This is a genomic window from Desulfobacula phenolica (assembly GCF_900105645.1).
Classification (GTDB): Bacteria; Desulfobacterota; Desulfobacteria; order Desulfobacterales; family Desulfobacteraceae; genus Desulfobacula; species Desulfobacula toluolica.
In genome coordinates this window covers 238,337-254,872 of sequence record NZ_FNLL01000007.1, presented here as the reverse complement: position 1 = coordinate 254,872, position 16,536 = coordinate 238,337, and the positions used below count along the sequence as shown (strand labels likewise).

The following is a 16,536-nucleotide window of genomic DNA, read 5'->3' as shown; positions in this document are numbered from 1 at the left end:
GACAGCAAGGGTCTCCTTCTTTTTAAAGGTTGAAAAACTTTTAAATGATGTGCTTTCAATTAACTTTATTGGAAACCCTTGCTGCCCGTTACCCAAACGTTCAGCAACCGCAGTTTTGGAATTGATCCACTTTAGTATATAAAAAATTGGATCATTAGTATGCTCATAGATAGGATAATAATTAATATTGACTTTGGAAATGTATATTTATAATTTCTCATTTCAGAGAATTTGAATATTAACTTTTGGTAAAAAGTTAATATTCGGATATTTAAAGGGGTTATGGCTTTTATGATGTAAGAAGATACTGGAAGGAGGTAAACTGTTAAAACAGCTCCATTTTATTGTGTCAAAAATTTAACGAGATTCATTGTTAAAAGGAAACAACAAGAAAGGTCTTGACATGGGGGCCACTTTATAAGAAAATTTTAGTTTTTTCTGTCCTCGAAGGACCGGGATCAGGCAGATCATTATTATAACTCTGATTTAGCACAATAATGGAGAACTCAAATGACATATCAAAATATTGTGGAACGGAAAATCATGTGGGGTGACCTGGATTCTGTGGGAATCGTGTTTTACCCCCGTTATTATGAATGGATCGACGCTTGCGGCCACCTTTTTTTTGAGTCTCTGGGCGTAAATTTGAACGATTTGATGGGAAAAAGGCAGATTGGGTTCGGACTGGTGGAGACCGGATGTCGCTATTTCAAACCGGGCCGTTATCATGAGACCATCCGGATCACCACCGGCATTGAAGAACTGACAGACAAGACCGTTCACCTGAATCACAGGATCACACTTGCATCGGATGACACACTAACGGTGGAAGGTTTTGAAAAGCGGATATGCATGGACCTTTCCAACCCTGATAATATCAGGGCCAGGGATATTCCAAAGGATGTGGTTGAGAAGATCAAAAGACAGTGATCCATGTCTATCTGAATATTAACTTTGTACAAAAAGTTAATATTCGGAGAAAGCTTAAAAACCCTTGTTAATAAAAACCCATGGTCTTTTTAACAGGATACTCTTGTTTTTCTTTAATTTTTGAATCTTAACAACATGACAAATTGAATTTGAACGTTTTAATGTCAGTAGACTTTATAATTTAAACTGAATGACAGCCTCTTTTAGCTATACAAAATTTTAAAGATAACCAGCGTGTGAACCGGACAGCAAGGGTCTCCTTCTTTTTAAAGGTTAAAAAAACTTTTGAATGATGTGCTTTCATTTAATTTTTTTGGAAACCCTTGCCGCCCGTTACCCAAACGTTAGTTTTGTTATTTCAAATGCCATTCAAATTTAAGATACGGCTTTGGCTTGATTTGAATATTAATAATTTCAAATAGTTAGCTATTTTATAAAAAATATATTTAACCTGTTAATTTGATTGATAAAGAATGAGTAGCGTATGAAAAATAAGAAGTTACAATTCATGAGAATGATATTTATAGCATGGAGATAGGATTGCCCGATATAATGCTTTTTGTAAGTTTTTTTTTCTGTATTTCTCTTTGTATCTATAGTTTAAGATTTAAATTGACTCCCCTGAATTTCAGTTTTTCACTTTTTACAGCAGCAGCAGCTATTTATGCACTTGGTTATGCATTTGAGCGGATGAGCGTAAATTTGGAATCCATGCTTTTCTGGTCTAAATTTCAATATATCGGAATACCATTTATACCCGGATTATTAATAATCTTCACCTTATGCTATACAGGTTATGGGGAAAAAGTAACCTGTATTAGGAGTTTATTATTTTTTATAGTCCCATTTATCTCATTTGTTGCTAGGTGGACAAATCAGTATCACCAACTTTTTTATAAAAATCCTGCTGTCTTTAACTCTCATTTTGGGCCGATGTTGAGTTTCGAGGCAGGTATTTTTTATTTCATAAATGTTATATATCTTCTCTATGCACTAAGTTATTGTACAGTTTTGTTTATTAAGTATTTTTTTAAAACAGCATTTGTGTACCGAATGCAGACGCTGTTGATTATGGTCGCATTGATTCTTCAATGGTTTACTTTACTGATTTATTTGGGCGGAATTGCTCCGAAATATTTTGATATTAACCCTTACATGTTTACAATCAGTGCGATTCTCTATGCGTCCGCCATCTATTGGTTTTCGCTTTTCAATATTGTTCCAGTTGCAAGGGATGTTGTATTTGATGAAATGAATGATGCCATACTTGTTGTTAATCCTGATTTACAACTGATTGATTTTAATAAACGTTGCTCTACGTTATTTAAGTCAATCAACGATAAAGCCATTGGAAAGAGTCTGGAGCAGCTTTTTGTTTTTCACCCAGAAATAATAGACGGTATTAATAATTTTTCTATTGCAGGTCTGGAAATTATTTTAGAAACTGATACCAGCAAGGTCTTTTTAAAATTATCCTTAAAACAGATAAAAATCATAAACAAAAGCCATGTTTGTACAATTATCACATTTTACGATATTACCGAACAGCGAATGTTGATGCAAAGGCTTGAAAAATTGGCTGCGATTGATTCTTTGACTGGAGTTTTTAACAGACGTCAGTTTGAAATTCAGGCAGAGATTGAAATGAGGCGTTCGATCAGAATGAATACCCCGCTTTCAGTGTTGATGTTTGATATTGATCATTTCAAAAATGTAAATGATACTTGGGGGCATCAGTGTGGAGATCAAGTATTAAAAGAATTCGCTGCAACAATTGCAGCTAATATACGAGATGTCGACCATCTCGGAAGATTCGGAGGTGAAGAATTCATATTGATAATGCCAGAGTCGAATCGTAAGGTTGCCGCAACTATTTCTGAAAGGTTGAGGCAGGCCATTGAAAAAATGATTCTGAATTTAGACGGGAATATAACTGGAATAACCGTTAGTATAGGTGTCGCAGGAAGATGGAATGATGAAAATATCTCAATAGATTCACTTATCAAATATGCGGATAAGGCTTTGTATGCTGCAAAACAAAACGGACGAAACAGAGTCGAGATTGATTAGGAATGAGGACGAAATAACTTCCCCATCAAAAACTAATGAATCAAGATAGGATAATTATTTTAAATGTAAGGACAGTCGTTTTAAATCAAAAAACATTGCTCTGGTTTGCCTGGTTGCGTCTTTATTATTAAAAAATTGAAAGTCGTTTTTTTTATAAAAATTAACAACCTTTTCATTTTCATTGTTATACGCATCCACAGTTAGCAGTCGACAGCCGGTTCTATTATCATCCAGAAACATTCTTTTTATTAAATTAATCATGTGCCGACCCATATTTACGTTTTGAAAATCAATATGAATCCCAAGCCTTGCTATTTTAACAGCAGGATAGGCCGGGTATCGCTTTTTGTCTGCAAGGTCTTTGTAAAAGTCCTGCCCTTTGATTTTCTCTTTCCTGACAGCATCATTACATAAACTTACCAAGCCGATGGGGAAGGGTAACTCCGATGAGGTATCTGTCAGTTGATATGTTTCTGTTAAAAGTTCCTCTCTGTGGGCAACTGCGTCTTCTTTGAAATATTCATTCAAATCGCAATCCCCACAGTCGAAGTTTTTAGATAAGTTAAAGTCGACTAATTTTGTTAAGAGCCACCCGTCTTCATTGATCCTATTTCTTGTATTGTGCGGCATACTGTTTGATTAATTTACGCGCTTTTTCAAGTTTGGGTGTGTCGACCAATGAAACCGGCCGTTTTAAATCGGCATCAAGACGTTTCTGGAATTCAACGGCTTCTTTGCCTTTTAAGACGGGGGTCGGTGCAATTGGTATCGCCATAACAACCTCCTTCTTTTTGATTCCTTTTTCGTTAATAATAACAACAATAGCATAAAATGCAATCGTATAAAATCCCAGCCGTTATAAAATAGAGTATCAATTGTGTCAATAAAAAATGTATTTATGACATACAATTTAACCGGCCCCTTTTCAGGGTTCAGCCGTATTCTTGAATATATCGAATAGCTTTGTCCTGAGTTTATTTATTTTTATTGTATAAAAGAGTACATATTGTTAATGTGCATTATCTTTTACGATAAATTAATTGGAGTAATAAAAGATGAATCTCAAAAACAAACAGCATAGTAAAAATAAAGCCGTAATATCAATTGATAATGGCAAAAGGAAGATAGTTGCTTTATTTTCCGAGATGCTTCCTGGCAACAAACTCGTTGGCGAACTCCATCCTTGCCTTGGCATCGATATCCAAGCCTCTACTTTTACACCACGAAGGGAAGGTTTTCGGGTCGATGTTGACTTTGTCGACGGTGATGCCTTTTTCTTTAAGAGAGTTGTAGGCATGCTCAGCATTTTCGAGCCATTCACCATAGGAATCATGCAAAAGATGGTTGTCAACGAATAGTTTCATCAGTTTCTTGAAATTCTTTTTTTCAAACCATGGGAAGCCTACATATTTGACGCCTTGTGGAATCATATATCACCTGTTATTATTATTTTTCTTGTTAAAAATTCTCAATTTCATCCGATGAATTGATCGGTAATTAATGATTTTTTGCGAACAATGTGTTTATGACATACAATCCAAATAAGTAAAAGTCAATCAGGGAAAACCCCTATTTTTGCATTTTTTTTATGAAAAATTGAATCTATAATACAATTTACAAATGCAAATAAAACTCCCGCATGTCATTGATAAGGATATCGGTTAAATACGGTATCAGGCGTGGATTGAAGCTGACCTCTATTTCCCAAAAATCTGAAGATATTTTTTTATATCATCTTTTGTTTTATTCTCTGATTTTGCCAGTTCTTCCCGAAGAATTTTAAGGACAGCCTGCTTTTGTTTTTCATTGATTTTGACGCCGGTTTCTTCCAGGGCCTCCTGGAGGATCTGGATGGCGGAGTCCATCGGGACTGGTGTTTTTTGTTTTTGCTGGTCAGTGGACTTTTTTATTTCGGTTTTTACGGCCTGGCTTTGTGATCCTATTAAGTCGGTGATAGAATTTAAATATTCTTCTTCTGTTACATGTTTTCTTAGGAATTCAAGGACTAAAAAAAGTTCATCGGCTGTGAAAGAAATTTTGCCGTTTTCTTTATTTCCATAATTTGAGCGGCTCATACCTAAAACGTCCGCTATATGCTTATGTTTTAAGCTCGTTTTTTTTCTTAAATTCTTTATTATTTCAGATGTTTTCATAACTTCATTAAAAAAAGCTTAAAATTTAAGCAAAAAAATATTGACATGGCCAAATATATGTGTGTATTTTAAGCACACAATGCTTGTAATACACACTTTATTGGGAGCCAATTATGGATACAGCAACCTTTATTAAAGTTTCAAGAAAAGCACTTGGCTTAACTCAAGATCAGCTTTCCCCATTAATTAATAAAAAACGTTACAATATTTCCTTTTATGAATCCGGCAAAACAACTCCGCCCGGTGATGTTGTTTTAAAAATCATACAGCTCCGGTTTCCTGAATTATGTTTGTCAGACACACATTCTAAGTCAGAAGATAATCCGAAAACGGGTAAAAAGCAAACAGAAAGTCCAAAAATGTTGGTTGCATGAACTTAATTGATTGCAGAATAGCCACATTGTTTTCAAATAAAAATAACAGGCACGGCGGGTGTTTGTTATGAACCATAACTTTAAGGAGGGTTTCCAATGGAAGATTTTATTAATTATCGAATACTAAAACAGCCAAACGGTCTATATGCCTTATACCATACGGAAAGAAAAGAGTTTCTTTTTACCAATATGGAAACACCCCAGGCGATTATGGACATAACCTTGAAAAGGGTAAAAATCAGGCTTGAAGAAAATATTCAATCGTATGCTCAGAAAGATGATCATTTCAAGCGCTACATGGAAGAGTATAAAAGTGCAAATGGCCTTTTATGCGAAGATGAGTTTGATCCCGCAGAAGAGGCCATTGCCGAATTAAAAGAAATGGGGGTTCCTGCTGAAAATCTCAGGAAACGTCCTCGTTGCCCCTTCCATAAGCTAATTGCTCAGGATTAATTGTCTTATCATGTTTATATTTTGTACACATAATTTCATCAAACTCGGACCTGAGCTTTTCAACGGCCTTGAATGCCTTCGTGGAAAGTTCAGGCATCTTGCTTTTTTTAGTAAAGTTATTTGTTATTTCAGCGTCAATGTGCACCAGCTGATCCCTGACTTTTTGGAGTTTAAGGCCAAGCTGATCATGCTGTTCAAGGGTGAGTTCGGGTTTTCTTTTTCCCATAATGATGTTCCTTTTATTTTATTGTTTTACGGTATCAATTCTTATCAAGCAAAACAGGATCAAATTGTCAATAACGGAATTGGGGATTGATTGTTATGGTGCATGTTGACTGGAGAGGGGCGTTACTTGAGTTGCAGAAAATCGCCCATGATTACGGTTCCAAGGAATTAGCCGACTACCTGGGGATTTCGGTCAATTCTTTATATAAGCAGCTTGATCCCAATTACAACCTGGAGGTCAATCCCCCGGACCCGGAAAACCCTGACGGCCAGCCAAGATACAAACTGGGGTTCAAAACCATTTTTAAGATCTGCTGTATCACGGGCAATTTCAAACCCGTTTCCATGATGCTGAATTCCATGGACCGGGGCATTTTCACCATTCCGAAAAATCAGGATAAAAACAAGGGCTTTTTAAAACTCTTGTCCAATGCCGACAAGGAATCGGGCGAAGCTTTCCGGGCCACGCTTCAGGCCCTTGAAGACAACAAGGTCAGTCGGTCTGAGGCTTTGACCGGCATCAAGGAGTGTGATGAGGCCATGAGCGCCCTGGCTGATCTGAAAGCAAAATACAAGGCGGTTTTAACTGAATTCGTCCCTGACGGTAAATCCGCGACAGGTACGGGAAGGTAATCATGTCCCTGACAAAACTGAAACCGGAGCATCTGGCAATAATAAAGGCCATTGATTCAATGGAAGAGTTAGTCAAGGAAACAAAACGCAGGATTGCGGAGCTTAAGGCCACGCTTCCCGTACAGAAAACCAAAAAGCCTGAAAAAGGCAAGCGTTCCATCATGAACCCTTTAACCGGAAAAAAGGAGTATTATTGAATGTCCAGGATCATTTCATTTTCAGGCACACACGGCACCGGCAAATCCACGGCAGCTTACCGCATGGCCGTAGATTTGAAATACCTGCAGCCGAAAAAATCGGTTCATGTTCTGTGCGACCAGGAGGCCTTCTGCCCATATCCTATTAATAAGGAAACAACCGAAGTGGCGCAGCAATGGTTGTTCGGCAATCAGATCAAACAGGAACTGACCGCCCTGGAGCGGTTTGATATCGTTATCACGGATAGAACCATCATTGATGTCATAGCCTATACCTGGGTGGCCGGGTTCCATGATCTGGCACAGGGCATGCTGGCCTATGCCGAGCGTCATATGCCGTATTATCACGAAATCTATTTCAATAAAATTGCCAACAATCAGCACTGCCACCCGGACGGGATAAGGGAGGCCACGGACATGAAATTCCGCCAAGATGTAGAAGATGCCATGTTGAGCTTTCACCAGGGCCTTTTGAATCCAAGCGTGTTCCCGGGGCGTGTGTTTTATGTCTGATGTCTTTTTTTGCGCCCGGCTCCGTGGCGCTAATAACGGGCCTTTTTCCACTGTATGACTTTCCTTATAAAAATGCCTGCCGGAGCTGGCCTGTGCGAATCCGGCTTTCAATCAATAATCAATGATGCTGTATCAACCGGCATCAATCATATGATCAAAACAGGAGATATCTTATGAGTCCAAAACATTCCTACAAAGACAATCGTGGCCGTCCCATGGTGGCTTGCTCAGAGTGTGACCGAGGCGGTAATGGTGATCAGTCCTGTTCATGCGGCTTGAAAGTGAAAACAGGAAAAAACGGCGGCTGTTACCTGGGCGTTTTACTTCCCAAATATGATCAGAATAAGGTTCGTCAGCTAAGATAGTAAGGAATTTGAAATGGGCAAAGCAGCAGAACACTTATCGACAGCTGAACTTGAGAATATTGCAGAAAGCCTTTTTACCGTAAAATCCAGAAAGGGCGGTGAGCTGATCGGTCTTTGCCCCGTCCATGATGACAAGATCCCTTCCTTTTCGTACAATCCTGTAAAAGATGTGTGTCATTGTTTTTCCTGCGGGTTTGGCGGGGATATCATCACGCTTTGGAGTAAGGTAAAAGGACATGGTGCCGGCAAAGAAGGGTTTAAGGCTTTTTGCCGGGAATATAATATTACAGACAGCTTTTATTCTTCTGATGTAAAGAAGAAAGAAAAATCAAAAGAAACCCCTCCCCTGGATGATGCATATCACCTGCTCGGAGAATTGCCGGAAAGCTGGGTTGAAAAGCTTCAGAAAACAAGGGGGTGGAATCCTGCTGCAATGGACTGGCTCGGCATCCGGCAGCAAACCCATTATCAGGCGAAAGATACCGGGGAAATAAAGAAGCTCAGAAAACCGGAAAGGATTGCCATTCCGGTTTTTGATGATGACGGCCATGTCAGGAATATCCGGCTGTACAAACCCGGAGCCAAGAAAAACAAAATCATTTCCTGGGGGAAGGCTTATGGCAGTTCCCGGCTGTTTCCCCCGTCCCCCCGGGAAAACGGCACCGTTCTGTTGTGTGAGGGGGAATCTGATACTGTTTGTGCGATCAGCAACGGGTTTAACGCCATCACACAAACAACCAAGCCTAAAAAATGGACCAAAGATCATTTAAAAAAGTTTGAGGACCGGGATGTTGTCATTGCCTTTGACGCGGATCAGCCGGGCCAGATGTATGCAAAGGAATATGCGGGCTTTGAAATCTATAAGGTTGCAAAGACGGTAAAGCTTCTGGAGTGGCCGGACATTATGGGAAAGCGTGAGGATGGTCTGTGGCCGGAAGATCATGGCCAGGATCTGACCGATTTTTTCCAGAAGCACAAGAAGACGGCAGCGGATCTGCAACGGCTGATGGATGATGCCAAGCGGTTTGAGCCGCCGGAAGATGAAATCGATCCCCAGGCCCTGGAATTTTTTGAGCGCGGCGTTAACGACCGGCTGTCATTTAAGCCGCGGCTGCTGGCTGAAAAGATACGTGAAAAATTCACGCTGTTGTATTGCCCGGACACCGGTTTGCTGCACAAGTGGAACAATGAATACTGGGAAGAATTCCATGAAGACCATTTAAGAGCGGTCGCGCTCAGGATGCTTGGCAAGGAATCCAAGCAGGCATGGGTGCAGGATGCGGTGTTTCAGGTAAAATCATTGTCCACCATTCCCCATGGCCGTTCATTGAATGACAAGCTTGAATGGGTGTGTATCAAGAACGGCATGCTCAATATTGAAACATTGGTTTTAAAACCCCATGATCCTAAGTATTACGCATCGTATCAGCTTAATGTATCTTTTAACCCGGAATCAAATGACAGGTGCGAAAGGTGGATCCAGTTTCTTAAGGAGACGGTCCAGACACCGGCGGTGATTGACCAGGTGCAGGAGTTTTTTGGATATTGTTTCCTTAAAAAGACACCTTTTGCAAAGTGCCTGCTTCTCCTGGGGGATGGGTCGGACGGTAAATCAAAGTTTATCAAGGTGTTAATCGAGATGATAGGAGCGAAAAACTGCGCAGCCGTCAATTTTAACGAAATGGAGGACCAGTTTTTGCGGTCCACACTGTATCAAAAGGCGGTGAATGTCTGCGGTGAGGTCGGTGGTAAGATAATCGAATCCACATATTTCAAGGCCGTGTCTTCAGGCGACCGTATTCATGCTGCATTTAAACATAAAAATACATTTGAGTTTGAACCTTATTGCAAGTTGATATTTTCGGGCAATAAGATGCCCAGGGTAAAAGATACGTCCGACGGCTTATACCGCAGGCTGCTCCCCATTCAATTTAAAAGGCAGTTCATGGAGGGAGATCCTGACACGGATCCGTTCCTGGAAGAAAAGCTGCTCAGCGAGCTGTCGGAAATATTCCTCTGGTCTCTTGCAGGTCTGAAGCGGTTGTTAAAAAACAGACAGTTCACCAGCTGCGAGGAAACAACCAACCTCATGATGGATTATAAGCGGCTGAATAATCCTGTGCTTTGTTTTGCCCAGGACACATGCACGCTGGATGAAGCCGGGCAGGCAAGTAAAAAGGACCTGTTCAAGGGTTATGAAAAGTATTGCCGTGAAAACGGTTACAGGGCGTATTCCAGGGAAAACTTTTTCCGGGAGCTTTATGCCGCCTTTGCAACGCTGCGGACATTCAGGCCACGAAAAAACAATCCTCATCGAATTCCATTTGTAAAAGGAATCAGGATTGTCATTGGAGATCTCGCATGATGTTCGCACCCCCGCGCCCCTTTTTCGGCCACCGACCGATTAAGGCCCTGATCCGGTCAAGATTCGGTCAACGTATGGTCAAGGCGAACGGGAAAATGGCCGTGTCGGTATTTGATATGAAATCAACCAGTTATAAAAAAGCGGTCAAGGTGGTCAAGGCGGTCAAGGTGACGCTTGACCCATTACGCATGCGCGCGCATGTTTTCTTCTTTTTGTTTTTATATTTGGTTTTTATAAAAAAAAACATTGACCATGTTGACCAAGCCAATAATACCAACGGTTTCCGCCTTGACCGGACACTTTGACCAGTATTGACCGCCTTGACCATTAACTGAGGAGTTTAAAAATGACTCAAAACGCTTTCGAAAAACTGACTGAAAAATACGGGCGCTGTGAGGCTGATCCTGTCGTCAACCACCAGGAACAGGAAGAACCGGACCGCCATCCGAAGGAAACCGGCTCAATTTTGCGCCCGTTAAACAGGCAGGATAAGCACCACGATCAAACGGAACACCATCCGATCCTTGAGCGGTGGCAGGACAGTGAACCGGTTGTCATGCTGTCCGCCTTCCTGAAAGAATATAACGACCAGGGCTTTTTCCTCCAACAGACCAGGGAGGGCAAGCCGTTCCTGAATTTTAATCCGGGCCTGAAGGATTCGGAACAGGATCCGGCCCGCTGGGATCTGGCGCTTCATGCCGCCCACCTGATGGACCAAGCCAGAAAGGATCTTGACCACTTGATCTTTATCGGCGCATTAACCCTGCCGGAATACAGAGGTGTCTGGTTATGATAACTTTCCTGATCATCTTCGCGCGGGTCCTTCCAGGCGCTTCATTCATAGGGGTCGTGTCAGCGCGGTTGGTTCGCCTATTGATTTTTGGAAATGAGAGAGAAATGGGAAACTTTTTGTTTTGCCGCCTGGTACCGGGTGAAAGAGTCAATCGTTTGACGGAAAATTGTGGTGAAACTGCGGTGAACAGAAAAATAACGATGGAAACCGGGGAAACCTTCTCCCTGGCACGGGATTTGAGCTTGAGGGTGTATGGGCGGTGTTTTCGAAAAGGGGGGCGGGGTGCCTGGATTCAAAGGTTTTTGGGAAGTTCTCAGGAGGATAATAAAAAACGTGAGCAAAAATAAAAATAAACCGGAGGATACATCTGTCCTGCCGTCTTTCCCTAACAGGCGGGCGGTTTTATTGCACCTCAAGGAGGCCGGGTTTCAGGTCTCCAGGGCCAAGTTTTACCGGGACTGTGAAAAAGGAACCATCCGGGTAAGCCCTGACGGTTCCGTGCTGGAGTCCGAAGTCAGGGTTTATGCGACCGGGTTGAAACGGATTGAAGGGAATATTGAGGATCTTAGCGATATTCAATCCATTAAAGGGAAAAAGGAGGTTGAAAAGCTTGAGGAGCAAATAAAAAAGCTGCGGTATGAGCGGGAAAAGGATCAGGAAAAATATGTTTTAAAGAAAGAGGTTGATTTGAAGATCATTTCAACTCTTACCGTTATGGATATCCATTTCCGGCAGTTGATAGATATGAATATGACCGATATCTGCCGGATTATGGGCGGGGATATTAAAAAAATGAATGATGCAAAGGATTTTATGGAACAGCTTGTTGATGAAATGATGAACAAGATTGCCATTGCCGATACTTTTTCTCTTGAATATGAGGATATATGATGCAGGTTCTTCGTGTGAAAAAACCTAAATGGATGCCGGAAACGCATGTGGATATCTTGAAGGCACTTAAAATCAAGCGTGTGAAGTTCCGGTTTCCAAAAGCGGCCAAAAGGGTTTTAAGAAAGAAAAAACCCATCCTTCCAAGTGCGCACGCCGAAAGGTACCGGGTTGTTACCGAAGGTGATATTCAAGGGCCGTGGCAGAATATCGTCACGCCCTGGCTCGTGGACATTATGGATGCATCGGATTTTCCGTCGGTCCTGACGGTCATCATCTGCAAATGTGTTCAGTCCGGCGGCTCCGAATCGGTTCACAATTGCATATCCTATTTTGTGGACAGAAAGCCGGGCCAGGTAATGTATGTTTACCCGAACCGGGACGCGGGCAAACGGCAGTTGAAAAAGAGAATCCTGCCCATGTTCAAGTCAAGCCCTTACCTGAAACGATATTTGACCGGGCGTGACAATGATGAAAACAACCTTGAACTTCAGCTCAAGCATTTGAGTATCAGCATTGCCTGGGCGCATTCCCCGGCTTCATTGGCCAGTGATCCCAAATGCTATGTGGTGTTTGATGAAACGGACAAGTACCCGGCGGTTGCATCAAAATCGGAAGCGGATCCCATTTCACTGGGGGAAAAGCGGACCACCACGTACAGGCGGAGAAGAAAGGCCAAAATCTGGAAGCTTTCCACTCCCACGACGGAGAAAGGCCCCATTACCATTGCATTGAACAAAGAGGCCCAGGTTATTTTTGATTATTTTGTGGAGTGCCCGGAATGCGGGGCGTTTCAGGCCATGTTTTTCCCGCAGATCAAATGGGAGGGGGGCGGCAGTGCTGATCCTGAATTGGTCGAGTCTGAAAAAATGGCCTGGTATGAGTGTGAAATTTGCGGCGATAAATGGGATGATGATAAACGGGACAGGGCTGTAAGGAACGGCCATTGGAGATCCCGTGGAAAACATCAGCTTACCGTCAAAAAATATCTGGAAACCTATAAGCCAAAGAAGATCGGTTTTCATGTTCCGGCTTGGATCTCCTTTTTTGTCAGCCTGTCGGAAAGTGCCAGCGCTTTTTTGCGGGGGCTTACGAGCAAAAATAAAATGAAGGATTTTAAGAATAATTTTGCCGCTGAGCCATGGCAGGAATACGAGGTTCTGGCCAAACAGGAAGATGAAGAGGTGTTGAGATGTAAGACCAAATTGCCGCCCCAGGTGGTGCCGGAAAGTGCCGTTGCGCTCACGGCGGGTATTGACCTGCAAAAGACCGGGTTTCCCTATGTGGTCCGGGCCTGGGCAAAGGATTATACGAGCTGGCTGATTGATTACAATCAGCTTGGCACCTGGCAGGAACTGGAAAATTTGCTGTTTGAGACGGTGTATCCGGTTGAAAATTCGGACAGGCAGATGCGGATCTGGCGGGCCGGGCTGGATACCGGCGGCGGTAAGTATAATAAGGATATTTCCTCTACAGAGGAAGCTTATCTGTGGCTGCAGGATTATGCGGGTTTCAGCAGGACCTGCCGGGTGTGGGGCTGCAAAGGGTCTTCAAATCCCCTTCCTACAAAAATGAAAATGGGATCGATCTTAAATAAAACCCCGTCCGGCAAACCTTTGCGCATGGGCATGCGGCTGGCGATCCTGGACACGGACAAACTCAAGGACATGTTTTATGAGCGGATGTTTAAAGCCATTGCAGAAGACCAGGGCGGGGCGTATCTGCACAAAGAAACCCAGCTTGATTATGCCCGGCAGATAACGGCGGAGGAAAAGCAGGTCAATGATAAGGGTGTGGAAACCTGGGAGCGGATACGCAACGACAATCATTATCTTGATTGTGAGTGTATCGCTTCCATCGTGGCGGATTGGGAATGGCCGGGCCGCGGTGTGAACCTTTTGCCCGGTCCGGTTAATCTTGTCGAAAAGGCAAAGCCGGTTGAGAAAAAGAAAAAAGCGAATCCGTTTACAGGCGGTCAAAACTTATTTGGAGCATAGATTATGGTGAATTCCACTATTGTTGTGGTTGTTGCAGAGGCAAAGGAAAAAGCTGCTCAAGGCGTTGATTTTTCACCCAGATACGGTGCTGTCTGTCCGGAATGCGGGGAAAAACGGTTGAAAGTTATCACGTCCAAGCCCTGGAAGGATGGATGCAAAATCAGGTATCACCGGTGTACCAATTTGAAAAAAGGATGTCTGCTTGCTATTATGGAAACCACCATTAAGAGTGTCCAGACGGGTGAATGAAAGGAGCCGTTTAATCCATGAGCTGTTCAAGCGTGATCCCCATGGCATCTGCCGGTTCATCTTTATCTATGATACTGGATGGCTTTGTCCAACAATTCAATAACACATTTGTTGAGGCTTTTGTCTTCTGCAGCCGCTCTTGCGGCAATCGCGGCGTGCAATTCGGGTGGAACTCTCAGATTGAATTTGCCGGAGTATTCTTTATGCGGATTAATGCCTTGTTCTTCGCACATTTCAAGGAAGACTTTGAGAGAGATTTTACCTTCTTTCTTAAGTTCCTCAATGTTGGTGGCGTAAAAATCGGCACCTCCGTTCAGGCCGATAAATTCACCTCGGAATTGGTCGATTACGGGATCATAATTGATGACGGCTTTATAACCGTTGATATTCATAATGTTCTTCATGGCTTTACTCCTCAAACGATAATAGTACCATATTTTAGTACCAAGTCAATAAGGTTTTCAAGGCATGATAAAAACGCTTGACAGGTTTTCGGCTTCTGGTATGCTGAATCCATCGTGGCAAAATCCACGATTCGGTTTGACATCCGGAATCCCAAAGACGCAACGGCGTCTATCAAAAGACGCTTTTTTTTTGTTGCGTGTCTCAGCCTGTCTATTTGCGGGTTGGGTCTGGGAGCCGCAAGGCTCGCCGGTGACCTTTGGGGCCGGTATGTCAACCAGACTCAACCCGCTTTTGTTTTTGACATGGCAAAAGCGGAATCAAAAAAACTTTACCCAAAGGAGATCCGCTATGAGCAAATCCATTCACGTTTTAAAAGCGTCCTTCCGGCCTGATAAGGCTTCGCCAGTCAATGTTATCCCGTTTCCGAATTGTACCGGCAAACCGGTTTTCCCATCTTTTTCAATCAAAGAAAGTGAGTTCTGTTTTTTACTTGTTATCGGTATGTATCAAAGTATCCATGGGCTTTCCCAGGAAATGGCCGATGGAATGAGTACGATGTTTTTTAAGCTCAGGGAATCTTTTATTACAGAAAGAGATTGTCATGAATAAGACTAAAATAAGGAGTTTAATTATGGAAAACACTATGACAAGCGTTATTCGATTTGAGGGGTGTGAAGTGAGACTGGTTGCTGATGCTTCGGGAGAATACGGTTTTTCTTTTGATGATATTTGCACTGCACTTGAGCTTAAATCCGGGAAAACCGGATATGGTTCATATCTTAACAAGCTGGAAGATGGTGATAAAGCACTGGTAGATCGGGGTGTGTTTGACGGCAGTCGTGCCCCAGACCGGACTGTCGCTGAAGAGGGACTGGAACGATTTTTCAATGCCAGGTGTGTTTATGTTGATCGGGGGGTGTGGATTGTCAATGCGGCGGGGGTAAACAGTCTTGCCGATTTGGCGGAGACTGACCGGGGGCTTCGGTTCCTGGAATGGTTTGATGATCTTCCTGAACCGCAAGAGATACCAATTGATGATGAACCCACGGGCCGTGATCTGGTTCAGTTGGTGGACCACAAGGCTGTGACCGATACTTTGGTACTTGCCGAGGGAACCGGGAATCAACATAAGAACGTATTGGAGTTGGTAAGAAGATACAAAGAAGATCTGGAGGAGTTTGGCTCCCTCGCGTTTAAAACGCGACCCCTCCAAACAGCAGGTGGAGAACAGAAAAGAACGATTGCATATCTGAACGAACACCAAGCCACTCTGCTTTTAACCTACATGAAAAACACGGAAAAAATCCGCAAATTCAAAAAAGCATTGGTCAAAGCATTTTTTAAAGCAATGGACTACATCCGTAAAAAAGAAACAAGCCGGATAAAAAATGGCGGCTTTGACGGATATCTGGCGGATGGCAATATCAAAAAATCAAAAAACATGTATTTCCCCGTGTCCAAACTGGTGGAAAGCGCTGATAAGTATCTCGGGGGAGAGGCTGCCTTGCGGGCGCTGAATTATTTTACCGGTATGCCGGTGAATGATCTTATCGAAAAAATCAAAAAGAATAAACAATTCGATGTCAATCCGTCTCCCGGTGCCGGGGCGGATAAAACCGTCCGCGGGTTTGTGGAAGATATCTGCGAGCTTGATGAGGACGGAATGACCAGCAAGAATATTTTGTTTGAAAGATACCGGCGCTATTGCAATGAAATCAGTGAACCCGGCCTTTCCAGGGCGGTGTTTTTCAAGGAATTATATGCGCTGGTTGGCGGCATCCGAACTTTCAGGCCAAGGAACGACGCCGGCAGGGTCTGGCAGGTTTTGGGGATTCGGGTTCTTGATACCTGATGAGTGATTGATCTTGATCCCGGGTTGCCGGAGCGGTTGCCCGGGATTTGAACAAAAATAAGGTTGCTGATGTG

General features: G+C 42.8%; 23 protein-coding genes. 17 read left to right on the top strand and 6 right to left on the bottom strand.

All coding sequences use genetic code 11. The annotated features are described in order from the left end of the window. The first annotated feature begins 510 nt into the window (after positions 1-510). Both BLT94_RS13615 and BLT94_RS13610 read left to right on the top strand, forming a co-directional pair. Positions 511-930, top strand: a complete 420-nt coding sequence (locus tag BLT94_RS13615; RefSeq protein ID WP_014958442.1) for an acyl-CoA thioesterase — start codon at positions 511-513, stop codon at positions 928-930. Between the two features lie 528 nt (positions 931-1,458). After that, positions 1,459-3,000, top strand: coding sequence for a histidine kinase N-terminal 7TM domain-containing diguanylate cyclase (locus tag BLT94_RS13610; RefSeq protein WP_092235112.1), 1,542 nt, complete (start codon positions 1,459-1,461; stop codon positions 2,998-3,000). Positions 3,001-3,054: 54 nt separating this feature from the next. Here BLT94_RS13610 and BLT94_RS13605 read toward each other — a convergent pair whose 3' ends face one another. The 4 genes from BLT94_RS13605 to BLT94_RS13595 form a co-directional block, all read right to left on the bottom strand. After that, positions 3,055-3,528 carry a hypothetical protein gene (locus BLT94_RS13605; RefSeq protein WP_014958440.1) on the bottom strand — a complete coding sequence of 158 codons (474 nt, stop codon included), beginning with the start codon at positions 3,526-3,528 and terminating at the stop codon, positions 3,055-3,057. A 79-nt stretch (positions 3,529-3,607) separates the two neighbouring features. Further along, positions 3,608-3,775 carry a hypothetical protein gene (locus BLT94_RS22045; RefSeq protein WP_158406132.1) on the bottom strand — a complete coding sequence of 56 codons (168 nt, stop codon included), beginning with the start codon at positions 3,773-3,775 and terminating at the stop codon, positions 3,608-3,610. Positions 3,776-4,133: 358 nt separating this feature from the next. After that, positions 4,134-4,430, bottom strand: coding sequence for a hypothetical protein (locus BLT94_RS13600; protein WP_092235109.1), 297 nt, complete (start codon positions 4,428-4,430; stop codon positions 4,134-4,136). A gap of 267 nt (positions 4,431-4,697) precedes the next feature. Then, positions 4,698-5,153, bottom strand: a complete 456-nt coding sequence (locus BLT94_RS13595; RefSeq protein ID WP_092235106.1) for a helix-turn-helix domain-containing protein — start codon at positions 5,151-5,153, stop codon at positions 4,698-4,700. 113 nt (positions 5,154-5,266) lie between these two features. Here BLT94_RS13595 and BLT94_RS13590 point away from each other — a divergent pair, with 113 nt between their 5' ends. After that, positions 5,267-5,527 carry a helix-turn-helix domain-containing protein gene (locus tag BLT94_RS13590; protein ID WP_014958437.1) on the top strand — a complete coding sequence of 87 codons (261 nt, stop codon included), beginning with the start codon at positions 5,267-5,269 and terminating at the stop codon, positions 5,525-5,527. A gap of 96 nt (positions 5,528-5,623) precedes the next feature. After that, positions 5,624-5,980: a hypothetical protein gene (locus BLT94_RS13585; RefSeq protein ID WP_092235103.1), complete on the top strand. Its 357-nt coding sequence runs from the start codon at positions 5,624-5,626 to the stop codon at positions 5,978-5,980. Here BLT94_RS13585 and BLT94_RS21785 read toward each other — a convergent pair. Further along, entirely contained in the window at positions 5,931-6,206 is a 276-nt protein-coding gene (locus tag BLT94_RS21785; RefSeq protein WP_139169031.1) for a hypothetical protein, read from the bottom strand. The genes BLT94_RS13585 and BLT94_RS21785 overlap by 50 nt on opposite strands. Before the next feature lie 95 nt (positions 6,207-6,301). Between BLT94_RS21785 and BLT94_RS13575 the strand changes: the two genes are divergently transcribed. The 11 genes from BLT94_RS13575 (at position 6,302) to BLT94_RS13525 (ending at position 14,205) form a co-directional block, all read left to right on the top strand. After that, positions 6,302-6,838: a phage regulatory CII family protein gene (locus BLT94_RS13575; RefSeq protein ID WP_014958434.1), complete on the top strand. Its 537-nt coding sequence runs from the start codon at positions 6,302-6,304 to the stop codon at positions 6,836-6,838. Between the two features lie 2 nt (positions 6,839-6,840). Next, entirely contained in the window at positions 6,841-7,035 is a 195-nt protein-coding gene (locus BLT94_RS13570) for a hypothetical protein (protein WP_014958433.1), read from the top strand. After that, on the top strand, positions 7,036-7,548 hold the full coding sequence (locus BLT94_RS13565) for an AAA family ATPase (RefSeq protein ID WP_014958432.1): 513 nt from the start codon (positions 7,036-7,038) through the stop codon (positions 7,546-7,548). It abuts the gene before it with no gap. A 173-nt stretch (positions 7,549-7,721) separates the two neighbouring features. Continuing rightward, positions 7,722-7,913, top strand: a complete 192-nt coding sequence (locus BLT94_RS13560; protein WP_092235095.1) for a hypothetical protein — start codon at positions 7,722-7,724, stop codon at positions 7,911-7,913. A gap of 13 nt (positions 7,914-7,926) precedes the next feature. Continuing rightward, entirely contained in the window at positions 7,927-10,278 is a 2,352-nt protein-coding gene (locus tag BLT94_RS13555) for a phage/plasmid primase, P4 family (RefSeq protein WP_092235092.1), read from the top strand. Then, on the top strand, positions 10,275-10,583 hold the full coding sequence (locus BLT94_RS13550) for a hypothetical protein (protein ID WP_092235090.1): 309 nt from the start codon (positions 10,275-10,277) through the stop codon (positions 10,581-10,583). The genes BLT94_RS13555 and BLT94_RS13550 overlap by 4 nt, the downstream gene beginning before the upstream one ends. A gap of 41 nt (positions 10,584-10,624) precedes the next feature. Further along, positions 10,625-11,071 (top strand): hypothetical protein, encoded by a 447-nt coding sequence (locus BLT94_RS13545; RefSeq protein WP_092235087.1) that lies wholly within the window; start codon positions 10,625-10,627, stop codon positions 11,069-11,071. 104 nt (positions 11,072-11,175) lie between these two features. Beyond that, a complete protein-coding gene (locus BLT94_RS13540) occupies positions 11,176-11,418 on the top strand; it encodes a hypothetical protein (protein WP_139169030.1) in 243 nt (80 codons plus the stop codon). Further along, positions 11,405-11,962 (top strand): hypothetical protein, encoded by a 558-nt coding sequence (locus BLT94_RS13535; RefSeq protein WP_092235082.1) that lies wholly within the window; start codon positions 11,405-11,407, stop codon positions 11,960-11,962. Before BLT94_RS13540 ends, BLT94_RS13535 begins: the two co-directional genes overlap by 14 nt. After that, on the top strand, positions 11,959-13,956 hold the full coding sequence (locus BLT94_RS13530) for a terminase gpA endonuclease subunit (protein ID WP_092235079.1): 1,998 nt from the start codon (positions 11,959-11,961) through the stop codon (positions 13,954-13,956). Before BLT94_RS13535 ends, BLT94_RS13530 begins: the two co-directional genes overlap by 4 nt. Before the next feature lie 3 nt (positions 13,957-13,959). Next, positions 13,960-14,205 carry a hypothetical protein gene (locus tag BLT94_RS13525; RefSeq protein WP_092235076.1) on the top strand — a complete coding sequence of 82 codons (246 nt, stop codon included), beginning with the start codon at positions 13,960-13,962 and terminating at the stop codon, positions 14,203-14,205. Positions 14,206-14,267: 62 nt separating this feature from the next. On the opposite strand, the gene BLT94_RS13520 is transcribed toward BLT94_RS13525, so the two are convergent. Continuing rightward, entirely contained in the window at positions 14,268-14,609 is a 342-nt protein-coding gene (locus BLT94_RS13520; protein ID WP_092235072.1) for a type II toxin-antitoxin system HicB family antitoxin, read from the bottom strand. 349 nt (positions 14,610-14,958) lie between these two features. Between BLT94_RS13520 and BLT94_RS13510 the strand changes: the two genes are divergently transcribed. Together BLT94_RS13510 and BLT94_RS22195 are read left to right on the top strand one after the other, a co-directional pair. Beyond that, a complete protein-coding gene (locus BLT94_RS13510; RefSeq protein ID WP_092235063.1) occupies positions 14,959-15,219 on the top strand; it encodes a hypothetical protein in 261 nt (86 codons plus the stop codon). Between the two features lie 22 nt (positions 15,220-15,241). Further along, a complete protein-coding gene (locus tag BLT94_RS22195; RefSeq protein WP_217641243.1) occupies positions 15,242-16,462 on the top strand; it encodes a Rha family transcriptional regulator in 1,221 nt (406 codons plus the stop codon). Positions 16,463-16,536: the final 74 nt, after the last annotated feature.